Origin of the sequence: Nocardioides sp. (assembly GCF_014360585.1) — a bacterium.
Lineage (GTDB): Bacteria > Actinomycetota > Actinomycetes > Propionibacteriales > Nocardioidaceae > Nocardioides.
In genome coordinates, this window is sequence record NZ_JACIXG010000003.1 from 112,533 (window position 1) to 126,004 (window position 13,472).

Consider the following 13,472-nt stretch of genomic DNA (forward strand, 5'->3'; position numbering starts at 1 on the left):
GCAGTATTCGACGCGGTGATCGCGGACGGGGTCCCTACACTTGAACCATGGAGGTCTCCCCGTACGCGACGCTCCCCGACACGGTCCGGGGGCGCATCGTCGCGCTCACGGCCGGGGTGCTTCCCGACGTGGCGCGTCTCCCACCCGCGCTCAAGCGGATCGCCGACTTCGCGCCCGCCCGGCGCGCCAAGGCCGGCGGCGTGATGATCGCCTCGGTGCTGGACGGCGACGACGAGGTGCGGGAGAAGATCGGGGGCCAGCTGCGCCCGGCGTACGCCACCGAGGGCTCCCCCGACGACCTCGTCCTGCCCGAGGAGCCGGCGGAGGCGGCCGCCGTCCTCTGGCTCGTGCGACCCGACGGCTGGGAGGTCTCGCTCAAGGAGGCCCTGGACCGGCTCGAGGCCGCCGCGGTGCCGGCGGTCGACGCCGAGGTCGCCCGCCTGCGCGGCAAGCTCGCCGCGGCCGAGGACGAGATCCGTGAGGTGCGCGCCGACCGCAAGGCCCGCATCGACGACCTCAAGGCCGACAACACCACTCTGCGCCGCAAGCTCGGGGAGGCCAGGGCCGCCGCCCGCGAGGCCGGCACCGGACTGGACGAGGCGCTGACCGAGACCCGCGCGGCGCTCTCCCGCGCCGAGGACGAGATCGCCGCGCGCGACCGCCAGCTGCGCCAGCTCCGCAGCCAGATCGACAAGCTCGAGCGCGAGGCGGCCGCCGAGCGGCGTACGTCCAAGGCGGATCGCGAGGACGCCTCGCTGCGAGCCCGGTTCCTGCTCGACACGCTGCTCGACGCCGCGGGCGGGCTCCGACGTGAGCTCGCGCTGCCTCCCGTCACCGGCACCCCCGGCGAGCGGGTGGAGTCCGAGCTGGCCTCCGCCGACGCCGTCGCCGGAGCCGGAGTGACCAGCAGCGCCCACCTCGAGCAGTTCCTGGCCATGCCGCGGGTCCGGCTGATCGTGGACGGCTACAACGTCTCCAAGGCCCTGTGGCCCGGCTCGGCGCTCGATGCCCAGCGGCTGCGGCTGCTGCGGGGGATCGCGCCGATCGCCGCCCGCACCGGCGCCGAGACGACCGTCGTCTTCGACGCGCACTCGGCGTCCGTACGCCCCACCGCCGTGCCGCCTCGTGGCGTCAAGGTCCTCTTCTCCCCCGAGGGCGTCATCGCCGACGACGTCATCCGCGACCTCGTCGACGCCGAGCCGTCCGGCCGCGTCGTCCTGGTCGCGACCGACGACGCCGAGGTCGTCAAGGACGTACGCCGCGCCGGCGCCCGCACCGTCCCGCTCTCCTCCCTCTCGCCCCTGCTCGGCTGATCCAGCCGGCTTCCTGCGCCGCACCGACCTGATTCGATAGGTTCTGCGCACGTCCGAGACACCGGGAGTGGGAGACCAGCGCGTGCGGCACGCCCTCAACGCGATCGCCAGGGTGCTCCTGTGCGCCGCGGGGTTCGTGATCGCCATCTACGGGACTCTCCAGCTCGACGGGCTCAAGTCGCTGAGCTTCCGTGAGGTGCTGCACGAGCCGATCTTCTGGCTGACGGTCTTCGGTAGCGTGCTGACGGGGATCGCGTTCGCGGTCCTGCAGCGGCCCCGTGCCTCTTCGGGTCAGGCTCCCCAGCCCGTGGAGACCGTCGAGGCCCGCACCGAGCCCCGGAAGGACGAGACGAGCGAGAGCCCCGCCGAGGACGGCGACAAGCTGAGCCTCGTCGAGGTCGTCGGTCTCGCCGCGGGCGGCGTCATCGGGTCCGGCTGGCTCCTGGCCGTCCCCGGCCTCCACGAGAGCCTGGGCGAGGCCGCGCTCCTCGGCTGGGCCGCAGGCGGCGTGCTCATGCTCACCATCGCTGTCGTCATGGTCGAGTTCGGGCTCATCTCCCAGCGCACCGGCGGGCTTCTGTTCCACCCGCACGACGCCTTCGGGCCGTTGGTGGTGATCATCCTCGCGGCGTCGCTGTGGATCTCGTACGCGATCAACCCCGCCGCCCAGGCGGCGGCCGCGGTCGACGGGCTGGCCGAGGTCGTCCCTGCGCTCGCCGGCCCGGACGGTCTCACCGGGACCGGCTCCGTCCTGGCGGTGCTGGTGACCGCCGCGATCATCGCCTTCGTCCTCCTGCCCAGGCGGCTCGTCCTGCGCACGAACGCGGCCCTGACCCTGGTCAAGATCGCCATCCCGGTGGTCCTCGTGGTGTTTCTGGCGCTCGCCGTCCCCGGACCTCCCGCCACCGCAGGCCCGGTGCCGGGGCCCACCACGACCGGCGTACTGAGCGCGCTGATCACCAGCGGCGTGATCTACGCCTACATCGGCTTCCAGGCGCCCCTGGACGTGACCGGTGAGGTCCGAGGCGGCCCTCGCGCGGTCGCCAGGCGGGTGCGCTGGGCGGTGTACGGCACGGTCGTCGGGTCGTTCCTGCTCTACTCCGCCCTCCAGCTGGTCTACGCGGAGCACATGGCGAGCTCCGGGGCCGAGCACGGCCCCTCGTACGCGCGCCTGACCGACTCGGCCACGCTGATCGGAGCGCCGACGGACTGGCTGGTCGTGCTGGTCCGCCTCGCCGCGATCATCGCCCCGATCGGCTCGGGCATCGTGTTCACCTACGCCCTCAGCCGCGAGGTCTACACGCTCAGCGCGGAGAGGTACGTCCCCAGCGTGCTGCACGAGCCGCGGGCATCACGGCTCCCGGGCCGCAGAAGCGACTCCTTCTGGCTGATCCTGCTCGTCAACCTGGTGCTCGCCCTGGTCGTCCTGGTGGCGGTGGGCGGCGACTGGCACGCCCTGGCCGTGCTCAACACGATCCCGATCCTGATCCTGTACGCGGTCACCTGCGTCGTCCTGGCCGTGCGGTCCGAGCTGCTCGGCACCGGGTTCCAGCAGCTCCTGCCCGTTGCTGCGTACGCAGCCTTCGTCGCCATCGCGCTGGTCGTCAACGAGTCCGCCTGGGACCGGGTGTGGAAGGGCGTGGCGGTCATCGCCTGGGGCTCTCTCGTCCTCCTCGTGCTCCCGTGGCTCCATCACCTCCGGTTCCCCGGCCTGGGCTGGTACGACGCCAAGAACCACGGCGCGCGGCTCTTCTCCCGCGACCCGGCGAACCGTCCGTTCGTCGTGCTGGCGGTGTACCTCGCCGCGCTGACCCTGCTGAGCGCCGTCCGTCACCGGATCGGCGACGACTCCGTCTGGAGCGTGTGGAGCCTGCGTGGCCTGGTGATGATCGTCGCCTCGGGCGCGTTCGTCCTCCTCGTCGGCGCCGGCCGCCGCTATCTCCGGCAGACCCAGCTCACGACGACCCGGCCCTGACCCACTCGGCCTCCTCCTCCTGGCCGGCGGCGACGAGGGTCTCGACGACGGCGTCGACCCGGGCACGGTCCTGCCATCGCCCCACCGAGCGCCGCAGCACCCCGGCCCGGCTCGCCGTCGGGTAGCGGTGCAGGCGCAGCCGCGTGGTGATGCCGACGATGTCGGTAGGCGTGACGCTCTGCGCCTGGTCGAGGTAGCGGATCAGCAGCCGGTCGGCCGTGCGGACCAGCTCCTGGCGACGCTCCTCGTTCGCCGAGGACGCCGCCAGGCGGAGCCGATGGGCGGTCTCGGCGATCGTCGGCCCGGCGCCTCGCCTGCTGATCGCCTCGTCGGCGAGATGGTGCCAGGACGTACGCACCGCGTCCGCGAAGCCTGCGCCCGCCAGTGCGGCGAGGCACTCGGCGTACCAGGCGACGTACCGCTCCTCGGTCGGCGCCGGGTAGACGAGCAGATCCTCGGCCAGCCTCCAGCCGACGTCGGCGGCCACGGCCGACCGGCCCCGCCTGCCGACCCGGGAAGGTACGCGGTCGAGCAGACCCACGATCTCCTCGGGCGGGCGGAGCCTGACCAGGGTGGCGGCCTGACGCCGAAGGTCCTCACCCAGCGTCCTGCCGTGGGCATCGGCGAGATGGGTCGCGATGCCCTCCACGACGGCGGATCCCATCGGCTCGCGGTCCGGGCCCTCAGGGGTGAGGACCCAGTAGAGCAGGTTCCGCGTGGTCTCGGTAGAGGGCTGCGCCCACGACCACCGGTCGAGGAAGTCGCCCAGCCGCTCGATGTGGCCGCTGCGGGCGAGCGCGCGCACGAGCAGCGCCGCCTCGACCTCGCTCCCCTCGTCCATGAGGCTCTCGCAGATGCGCTTCAGGTTCGTCGGTGTCGCGTCGGCGGCCAGGGCCGCCACCAGGCGGTCACGGCCAGGCCCCCGGCTCCCACGCAGCAGCAGGACCACCTGCTCGCGCGCCTCCTCGGCGTTCTCCCTGCCGTCGAGGCGCAGCTTGAACCAGTCCTCGAGCACGCGGCCGCCCGGGCACAGGGCCCAGAACGCGGCGACGAGGTCGTGCTGCTGGCCGGGACCCGGCGTCCGGCCGAGGTCTCCGATCGCGCCGAGGGTGCGCCAGAGCAGGTCCAGCGAGATCTCACGAAGCCTCGGAGTGGCGTCCAGGGCGACGTACAACAGCGCCTTGTCGAGGTTGGAGCGGCCGCTGGAGAGGGCCGCGAACTGCTTGACGGTGTCGTTGACCAGCGCCGTCGCGCCGAGCAGGTGGAGGGCCCGGAGGAACCGCGCGATGTCGGGGACGGTGCGCTGCCGGAGCACGTCGTGGATGACGGCATAGGCGATGGAGGCGTCGTGCTCGGTCTCGATCGCCAGCCGGGCCGCGTCCTCGGGCGGGCGGTGCAGCGCAGCCGCCGCGATCAGGATCACCCGGTCGGCGGCGGAGTCCAACGAGGTCGCCGCGGCGGCCGGGTCGCCGTCCGCGATCCGGCCGTACGCGTGCAGGGCCTGGACCGCGATCGCCGGATGGCCCTGCGTACGCAGCTCCGCGAGCCAGGCCACGAACCGGTCGACGCCTTGGGCGGCGACCCGGGCGAAGGCGTTGTCGATCAGCTTCTGGGTGTTGAGGACCTCGTCGGTCTGCGCGTCGTCGAGCACCGTGACGTACTCGACCAGGCCCGCCAGGTCGCCGGTCAGCGTGTCGAGGACTCGCTCGTTGAACCGCAGCGCCGCGGCCAGCCCGTCCGCGTCCAGCAGCGTCCTGGCCTGCTCGCCGGCCTCGGCCGGCTCGACCTGCAACGAGCCCGAGCGAGCGAACCAGCGTGCCCACGGGCGCTCCTCGTTCCCGCCCGTGGAACCCTCGTTGCCGCCGTTTCTCGCCGCGATCGCCCGCACCTCCCCTGTCAGGTGGCCCACACCCTAGTGGCGAAGGAGTGTCGGCGGCACTCGCTAATGTGTTCGCATGCGAAGTAGTCCGGCGGTGCGTGAGGCGCGCTTGGAGATGCGCGCTCGTGCCGTCGCTCGCCGCCAGCGCGAGCAGGTCGCCGGAGCCTGGGAGGCGCAGCGGGGCTTCGACGAGCTCGGCAGGCCGCTGCGCGACCTCACCTTCTGCGTCGTCGACCTCGAGACCACCGGCAACAGCCCCGACAACGGCGGCATGATCACCGAGATCGGTGCGGTGAAGGTGCGCGGCGGCGAGGTGCTGGGCGAGTTCCAGACCCTGGTCAACCCCCACACCGGGATTCCGCCCTCCATCGCAGTGCTGACCGGGATCACCAACTCGATGGTCGCCTCCTCCCCCACCATCGAGTCGGTGCTGCCGGCGTTCCTCGAGTTCGCCGAGGGCTGTGTCCTGGTCGCCCACAACGCCCCCTTCGACGTCGGCTTCCTCAAGCACTTCGCGGCCGAGCAGGAGCGTCCGTGGCCGCGGTTCGAGGTCCTCGACACGGTGAAGATCGCCCGCCGGGTGGTGACCCGCGACGAGTCGCCCAACCACAAGCTCGGCTCGCTCGCCCGGGTCTTCGGCTCCCCCACGACGCCCAACCACCGCGCCCTCTCCGACGCCCGTGCGACCGTCGACGTCCTCCACGGGATGATGGAGCGCCTCGGCAACATCGGGGTGCAGACCCTCGAGGACCTGAGCGTCTTCTCGGCCAAGGTCACCACCGCCCAGCGCAAGAAGCGTCACCTGGCCGAGGATCTGCCGCACGCCCCCGGCGTCTACCTGTTCAAGGACGCCCAGGGCCGGGCGCTCTACATCGGCACCTCGAAGGACCTGCGGACCCGCGTACGCACCTACTTCACCGCCTCCGAGACACGGTCCCGCATGGGCGAGATGGTCGCCCTGGCCACGACCGTGCAGGGCATCGAGTGCGCGACGGCGTTGGAGGCGGGCGTGCGCGAGCTGCGCCTCATCGCCGAGCACAAGCCGCCCTACAACCGCCGCTCGCGACGCCCGGAGAAGATGCACTTCGTCAAGCTCACCCGGGAGCCGTGGCCCAGGCTGTCGCTGGTCAAGCAGGTGCTCGACGACGACGCCGACTACCTCGGCCCGTTCGGCTCCAGGAAGGTCGCCGAGAAGGCGCTCCAGGCGCTGCACGACACGTTCCCGATTCGGCAGTGCGCCGACCGGTTCCCCCTGCTCCCGAAGCGGACCCCGTGCGTCCTCGCCGAGCTCCACCGCTGCCTGAGCCCATGCGACCAGAGCGTCTCCGCGGAGACGTACGCAGCCCTGGTCGCACGCGTCCGCGAGTCCCTCCTCCACCGGCCCGACGAGGTCGTGGAGACGGTCACCGAGCGGCTCACCGGCCTGGCCGAGCAGGAGCGGTTCGAGGAGGCGGCCGTCCACCGCGACCGGCTGACCTCCTACCTGCGCGCCGCCGCGCGCACGCAGCGGCTCAGCGCGCTGACCCGGTTGCCCGACCTCACCGCGATCCGGCGGGAGGACGACGGCCGCTGGGCGGTCCACGTGGTCCGTCACGGGCGGCTCGCGGCGGCCGGGGTGATCCCGCGCGAGGCCAACGCGCACTCCTACGTCGCCGACCTCCAGCTCAGCGCGGAGACGGTCCTGCACGCGCCCGGTCCGGTGCCGGCCGCGAGCGCCGAGGAGACCGAGCTGGTGCTGCGCTGGCTGGAGTCCCCCGGTGTGCGCCTCGCCCACATCGAGGGTGACTGGACCTGCCCGGTCGGGGGTGCGGGCCGCCGGGCGGCAGCCCTCTAGACCTGATCGGCTAACGTGACCTGCGTGATCACAGCGATCGTCTTCATCAATGCCGAGGTCTCCCAGATCCCCGAGGTGGCCGAGGCCGTGGCCGCCATCGACGGGGTCAGCGAGGTCTACTCCGTCACTGGCCAGATCGACCTCATCGCCCTGGTGCGCGTCCGCGCCCACGAGGACGTGGCCGTGGTCGTGGCCGACAAGGTCAACAAGGTCCCCGGCGTCCTCGAGACCGAGACCCACATCGCCTTCCGCACCTACTCCCAGGTCGACCTGGAAGCCGCGTTCTCGATCGGGCTGGACTAACGGGCGCAAGCCCGTCTCGTGTAGCCGACTCGGCGCGTGATCATCTAGGTCGCGCCGCGGAACTCAGCGAGCGGTAGCGGCAACCCACCGGTCGAGCACACCCTGAGCAGCTCCCGAGTCGATCGACTCCGCAGCGCGCGCGATGCCCCCGGCGAGCCGCTCGTCGACGCTGCCGGAACCGGCGTCGTGGACCGCAAGAGCAGCCCCGGCGTTGAGCAGCACGGCGTCGCGTACGGCGCCCTTCTCGCCTGAGAGCAGACGGCGGACGACCGCGGCGTTGTAGGCGGCGTCGCCGCCGCGCAGGTCCTCGACGGTGGACCGGGCGATGCCGTGGTCGAGGGGATCGACCGTCGCCTCGGCCACGATCCCCTGCGAGACCGTCCAGACGTGGGAGGTCGTCGTCGTGGTGAGCTCGTCGAGGCCGTCGTCGCCACGGAAGACCCAGGCGTCGGCGCCACGACGGGCGAAGACACCGGCCATGACCGGAGCGGCGGCAGGGTCGGCGCAGCCAATCGCGGAGGAGGCGGGGCGGGCCGGGTTGGTCAGCGGGCCCAGCAGGTTGAAGACGGTCGCGATGCCGACCTCGCGCCGCGCGGCGGCGGCGTGGCGCATCGCAGGATGGAAGGCCGCGGCGAACAGGAAGGTGATCCCGGCCTCCTCGGCCACCTCTTCGACCCGCGCGACATCGAGGTCGAGCCGGATGCCGAGCGCCTCGAGCACGTCGGCCGACCCGGACTTGGACGAGGCCGACCGGTTGCCGTGCTTGACGATCTTGGCCCCGGCGCCGGCCGCGACGATCGCCGACATCGTGGAGATGTTGACCGAGAAGGACCGGTCACCGCCGGTGCCGACGATGTCGAGGACTCGTCCGGGCACGAAGATCGGGTTTGCCTTGGCCAACATCCCGTCGGCGACGCCCGCGAGCTCATCGACGGTCTCGCCCTTGGCGCGCAGCGCCACCGCGAAGGCGGCGATCTGGGCCGACGTCGCTTCACCCGAGAGGATCTCCCCCATCGCCCACGCCGCCTGGTGCGCGGACAGGGACTGTCCCGCGACCAGCGTGGTGAGGACCTCGGGCCAGGAGTCGGCGGCGGACGTCATGCGCCAACGTTAACTGGCCGTAGCAGTCCCACGACCGTCCGGGCCAGCTCGAACGGGTCGAGCGGATGCGCGACGGTGGCCTCCGCACGCGACCAGGTGGCGAGCCAGGCGTCCTGCGGACGACCGATGAGCACGACGATCGGCGGAGCGTCTCGCACCTCGTCCTTGACCGCCTTCGCGATCCCCAGCCCGCCGGCCGGGGCGGCCTCCCCGTCGAGAATGGCCAGCGCCAGCCCGCCCCCGTCGAGCTGGGCACGCACGGCCGGCTCGGTGGCCACCTCGACGTACTCCACCTCCGGGAGAGAGGGGTGCGGGCGGCGCCCGAGCGCGAGGATCACCTGCTTGCGGACGTCGCTGTCGTCGCTGTAGACGAGGATCTTCAGTGAGTTCGAGGTGGTATCGGTCACACCCAGATGCTAGCGCCAACACCATGGTCTGCGGATAGATGTCACAGCCTGAACCTGAGCGGTGTCTCAGGGTTGTAGCACCGGCCTGAAACACGACACACAGGGTCCCGTTAAGACTCTGGGAAAGGGGCAGGACATAATGGCGGGCGTGGCGACAGTATCGACTCTTCCAACAGCCCGCCTGCACGGGCACCACGACCGTCCGAGCATGGTCAGCGTGGGGACGATCATCTGGCTCGCAAGCGAGCTGATGTTCTTCGCGGCGTTGTTCGCGGCCTACTTCACGATCCGCGCGGTCAGCCCGGAGGTGTGGGAAGCCAACACCGCTGGGCTCAACATCCCGTTCGCGGCGGCCAACACGACCATCCTCGTGCTGTCGTCCTTCACCTGCCAGTTCGGCGTCTTCGCAGCCGAGCGCGGCCAGGTCGGGCGCAAGGGCTCGCTGTTCGCGGTCCGCCTGTGGGGTCTGCGTGAGTGGTTCATCCTCACCTACCTCATGGGCGCCATCTTCGTCGCCGGTCAGGCGACGGAGTACGCCGTCCTCGTGCAGGAGGGCATCGCCCTCAACCGCGGCATCACCGGCCCCGACGACCCCTACGGCTCGGTCTTCTACCTGACGACAGGCTTCCACGGCCTCCACGTCACCGGCGGCCTGATCGCCTTCCTGTTCGTGCTCGGCCGGACGTACGTCGCCAAGCGCTTCACCCACGAGCAGGCCGTCTCCGCGATCGTCGTGTCCTACTACTGGCACTTCGTCGACGTGGTGTGGATCGGCCTGTTCGCGACCATCTACCTCCTCAAGTGACCAAGGACTGAATGTGCGTCTACTGAACCGCTCCGTCGGTCGACTGTCGCGGCACCGTCGCCGCCCGTTGGCCGGTGCCGCCGTGCTCCTGGTCGCCCTGTTGAGCACCGGCGGCGCGTACGCCGCGCTCGCCCCGGCCTCGCAGGCCGAGGTCGAGAAGGACAACGCCGCTCTCGTCGCCGAGGGCAAAGAGCTCTTCATGATCAACTGCTCCACCTGCCACGGCTCCAACGGTGAGGGCATCACGACCCAGAACGGGAAGCTCTTCGGCCCGTCCCTGATCGGCGTGGGTGCCGCCTCCGTCGACTTCCAGGTCGGCACCGGCCGGATGCCGATGGCCCAGCCCGGCGCCCAGGTCGAGGTCAAGGACCCCAGCTTCAACCAGGACGAGATCGACGCGATGGCCGCCTACGTGGCCAGCCTCGGCCCTGGGCCGGCCGTCCCGGACCGGGAGCAGTACGACCCGGAGACCTACGAGTCCGAGAAGGAGAAGGAGGAGGCGGTCGCTCTCGGCGGCCAGATCTTCCTGACCAACTGCACCGCCTGCCACAACTTCACCGGTGCCGGCGGCGCGATGCCGCGCGGCGGCGAGGCTCCGAGCATCCTGGAGACCGACCCGAAGCACATCTACCAGGCGATGCTGACCGGTCCGCAGTCAATGGACACCTTCTCCGACGGCAACATCAGCCCTGAGGAGAAGAAGGCGGTCATCGCCTACGTCGAGTCGATGAGGGAGCAGCCCGACTACGGCGGCTTCAACAACGGCCGGCTCGGCCCGGTGACCGAGGGAATCGTCGCCTGGGTCGTCGGTCTCGGCGTCCTGGTGGCCTTCACCGTGTGGATCGCCGCGCACACCACGCGCACCAACCAGACCAAGAAGGGATCTGCCCAGTGAGCAGCGACCTCAACGAGCTCGAGAAGCACGAGGACGGAGCCCACGACGGGCACGCCGAGCTCAACGCGCACACCGACGCGCTGCTGCCCGACCCGGGCATGCACGAGCATCACTGGCGTCCCACCGACGTCGACCCCAAGGCAGAGAAGCGCGCCGAGCGCCAGGTGAGCCTCTTCTTCGCGCTCTCCGCGATCTGCTCGGTGCTGTTCGTGGTGGCCTACTTCGCGATCGAACCCGGCTACGACGGTGACGTCTGGGCCGGCTACGGCGCCTCCAACCTGGCGCTGGGATCGACCCTGGGCTTCGCCCTCCTCTTCCTCGGCATCGGCGTCATCCAGTGGGCCCGCAAGCTCGTGGTCGACATCGAGCACTCCGAGGAGCGCCACCCGGCGGCGTCCTCCCCCGCCACCCGTGAGGCGGCCATCGCCGAGCTGAAGGCCGCGCTCAACGAGTCGGGCATGGCTCGCCGCCCCTTCATCCGCAACGCGATGATCGGCTCGGCTGCCCTGCTCGGTCTGCCCGCGGTCGTCATCCTCAGGGACCTGGGTCAGACCAACGCCCAGATCACCGAGGAGCAGCCCTACCCGGGTGCCGGTCTCGAGCACACCGTCTGGGATGCCGGCGTGCGAGTCGTACGCGACGTGGTCGGCACCCCGATCCGTCCGGGCGACCTGGAGGTCGGTGACCTGGTCAACGCCGAGCCCTCGACGATCTTCGACGGCACCCTGCACGGCGCGCCGCTGCAGATCGCCAAGTCGAAGGCGGCCACCATCCTGCTGCGTATGGACCCCGCCGACATCTCCCACGACGTGACCCGCAACTGGTCGGTCGACGGCATCGTGGCCTACTCCAAGATCTGCACCCACGTCGGCTGCCCGATCTCGCTGAACGAGCGGACCACGCACCACCTGCTGTGCCCCTGCCACCAGTCGACCTTCGACCTCGCCGACCACGGCAAGGTCATCTTCGGCCCGGCCGGCCGGCACCTGCCGCAGCTGCCTCTGGGCGTCGACGCGGACGGCTTCCTGGTCGCTCTCTCCGACTACCCGGAGCCCGTGGGCGTCAGCTACTGGGAGCGCAACACCTACGACATCGACGAGATCTTCGACGACTGGTCAAAGGACCACGCCGCCGATGCTGAGCAGTACGGCTACAAGGAGGGCGGCCAGTGAGCACCGACACGTCCAAGGTTGCCGCCAGCAACGGCACCGACGCCGCTGCCCCGGCGGGCAAGCCGACCAAGGCAGGAGCGGCCGCCAACTGGGCCGACGAGCGCCTCGGCGTCGGTGGCCTGAGCAAGTTCCTCTCCCGCAAGATCTTCCCCGACCACTGGTCGTTCATGCTGGGTGAGATCGCGCTGTGGAGCTTCGTGGTCCTGCTGGTCACCGGCACCTTCCTGACCCTGTGGTTCAAGCCGTCGATGGCCGAGGTCGTCTACCAGGGCTCCTACGCCCCGCTGCGCGGCATCCCGATGTCCGAGGCGATGATCTCGACCCTGGACATCTCCTTCGACGTACGCGGCGGTCTGCTGCTGCGTCAGGTCCACCACTGGTCGGCGATGTTGTTCATCGCCTCGATGATGATCCACATGATGCGCGTGTTCTTCACCGGCGCGCACCGCAAGCCGCGTGAGATCAACTGGGTCATCGGCGCCACGCTGCTGCTGCTCGGCACGCTCGAGGGCTTCACCGGCTACTCGCTGCCCGACGACCTGCTCTCCGGCACGGGCGTCAGGGCCGCGGACGGGTTCATGATGGCGATCCCGGTCGTGGGGACGTACCTCTCGTTCTTCCTGTTCGGAGGCGAGTTCCCAGGCGACGACATCATTCCACGGCTGTTCACGATCCACGTGCTGCTCATCCCAGCGATCCTGCTGGCGCTGATCGGTGCCCACCTGATCCTGCTGATCTACCACAAGCACACCCAGTGGCCTGGACCCGGCCGCACCGAGAAGAACGTCGTCGGCTACCCGATGGTGCCGAACTACCTCTCCAAGATGACCGGCTTCTTCTTCATCACCTTCGGTGTGTCCGCCCTGCTCGGCGCCTTCTTCTCGCTCAACCCGGTGTGGAAGTTCGGGCCGTACGACCCGACGAAGGTCACCGCGGGCTCGCAGCCTGACTGGTACATGGGCTGGCCCGACGGCGCGCTGCGCATCATGCCTGGCTGGGAGTCGCACTTCTGGGGCTCGACCTGGTCGTGGAACATCTTCTTCCCGGTCATCGTGCTGCCGATGCTGGCCTGGATGGTCGTGGTGATGCTCCCGTTCATCGAGGCCTGGATCACCGGCGACAAGCGCGAGCACCACCTGCTCCAGCGCCCGCGCAACGCTCCGACCCGCACCGCCACGTTCGTCGCCCTGATGACGTTCTACGCGGGCTTCTGGATCGCGGGCGGCAACGACATCATCGCGATCAAGTTCGACCTCTCGATCAACCAGATCACCTACTTCCTGCGGGCGTTCGTTTTCCTGGGTCCGATCGTGGCGTTCATGATCACGCGTCGTTGGTGCATCTCGCTGCAGCGCAAGGACAACGAGAAGCTGCTGCACGGCTACGAGACCGGCACGGTCATCCGTACGCCGGAGGGCGCCTACCACGAGAAGCACCTGCCGGTCCACGAGGACGAGGCCTACGCCATGAGCGTCCGCGACCGCGGCCGGGCCGGCGAGGAGCCGGAGCTGAAGAAGAACGGCAAGCCGACCTTCCGGGCGAAGCTCCGTGCCTTCTACTACGACCACGACGTGGACAAGCCGACCACCGAGGAGCTCACCGAGGCCCACCGCCACGCCGAGCACGAGGCTCACGAGCTGGCCGTCCACGAGGGTCACGTCGTCGACGGGCACGACTTCGACGACCACCGTCACTCTGCGGTCGAGGAGCCCCTCAACCGCTAGGGCTGAAGCTCGTACGCCACGTGGCGCCGTCCCTTCGGGGACGGCGCCACGTCGCATTTCGCGG

At 70.4% G+C, this 13,472-nt stretch carries 11 protein-coding genes; 8 read left to right on the forward strand and 3 right to left on the reverse strand.

Going from position 1 to position 13,472, the window contains the following annotated elements:
- Positions 1-47 precede the first annotated feature (47 nt).
- Together H5T77_RS02100 and H5T77_RS02105 are read left to right on the forward strand one after the other, a co-directional pair.
- Positions 48-1,313, forward strand: a complete 1,266-nt coding sequence (locus H5T77_RS02100; protein WP_292644482.1) for an NYN domain-containing protein — start codon at positions 48-50, stop codon at positions 1,311-1,313.
- Between the two features lie 67 nt (positions 1,314-1,380).
- On the forward strand, positions 1,381-3,288 hold the full coding sequence (locus H5T77_RS02105) for an APC family permease (protein WP_292644484.1): 1,908 nt from the start codon (positions 1,381-1,383) through the stop codon (positions 3,286-3,288).
- Here the strand turns inward: H5T77_RS02105 and H5T77_RS02110 are convergent.
- Positions 3,269-5,197 carry a hypothetical protein gene (locus H5T77_RS02110; protein ID WP_292644485.1) on the reverse strand — a complete coding sequence of 643 codons (1,929 nt, stop codon included), beginning with the start codon at positions 5,195-5,197 and terminating at the stop codon, positions 3,269-3,271. The genes H5T77_RS02105 and H5T77_RS02110 overlap by 20 nt on opposite strands.
- Positions 5,198-5,282: 85 nt before the next feature.
- On the opposite strand from H5T77_RS02110, the gene H5T77_RS02115 reads away from it, so the two are divergent.
- Together H5T77_RS02115 and H5T77_RS02120 are read left to right on the forward strand one after the other, a co-directional pair.
- Positions 5,283-7,001 (forward strand): DEDD exonuclease domain-containing protein, encoded by a 1,719-nt coding sequence (locus tag H5T77_RS02115; RefSeq protein WP_472850326.1) that lies wholly within the window; start codon positions 5,283-5,285, stop codon positions 6,999-7,001.
- 24 nt (positions 7,002-7,025) lie between these two features.
- Positions 7,026-7,304, forward strand: a complete 279-nt coding sequence (locus H5T77_RS02120) for an Lrp/AsnC family transcriptional regulator (RefSeq protein WP_179657112.1) — start codon at positions 7,026-7,028, stop codon at positions 7,302-7,304.
- Between the two features lie 63 nt (positions 7,305-7,367).
- On the opposite strand, the gene trpD is transcribed toward H5T77_RS02120, so the two are convergent.
- Together trpD and H5T77_RS02130 are read right to left on the reverse strand one after the other, a co-directional pair.
- A complete protein-coding gene (gene trpD / locus H5T77_RS02125) occupies positions 7,368-8,405 on the reverse strand; it encodes an anthranilate phosphoribosyltransferase (protein ID WP_292644506.1) in 1,038 nt (345 codons plus the stop codon).
- The gene (locus H5T77_RS02130; RefSeq protein ID WP_292644508.1) at positions 8,402-8,812 is read right to left on the reverse strand and encodes an Rv3143 family two-component system response regulator; all 411 of its coding nucleotides are present in this window, start codon (positions 8,810-8,812) and stop codon (positions 8,402-8,404) included. The genes trpD and H5T77_RS02130 overlap by 4 nt, the downstream gene beginning before the upstream one ends.
- 139 nt (positions 8,813-8,951) lie before the next feature.
- Here H5T77_RS02130 and ctaE point away from each other — a divergent pair, with 139 nt between their 5' ends.
- From ctaE to qcrB, 4 genes are read left to right on the forward strand one after another with little or no spacing between them, the layout of a single operon-like run.
- Positions 8,952-9,617 (forward strand): aa3-type cytochrome oxidase subunit III, encoded by a 666-nt coding sequence (ctaE, locus tag H5T77_RS02135; protein ID WP_292644510.1) that lies wholly within the window; start codon positions 8,952-8,954, stop codon positions 9,615-9,617.
- A 13-nt stretch (positions 9,618-9,630) separates the two neighbouring features.
- A complete protein-coding gene (gene qcrC, locus H5T77_RS02140; protein WP_292644512.1) occupies positions 9,631-10,512 on the forward strand; it encodes a cytochrome bc1 complex diheme cytochrome c subunit in 882 nt (293 codons plus the stop codon).
- Entirely contained in the window at positions 10,509-11,684 is a 1,176-nt protein-coding gene (gene qcrA, locus H5T77_RS02145) for a cytochrome bc1 complex Rieske iron-sulfur subunit (protein ID WP_292644514.1), read from the forward strand. Before qcrC ends, qcrA begins: the two co-directional genes overlap by 4 nt.
- Positions 11,681-13,408 (forward strand): cytochrome bc1 complex cytochrome b subunit, encoded by a 1,728-nt coding sequence (qcrB, locus tag H5T77_RS02150; protein WP_292644515.1) that lies wholly within the window; start codon positions 11,681-11,683, stop codon positions 13,406-13,408. The genes qcrA and qcrB overlap by 4 nt, the downstream gene beginning before the upstream one ends.
- Positions 13,409-13,472: the final 64 nt, after the last annotated feature.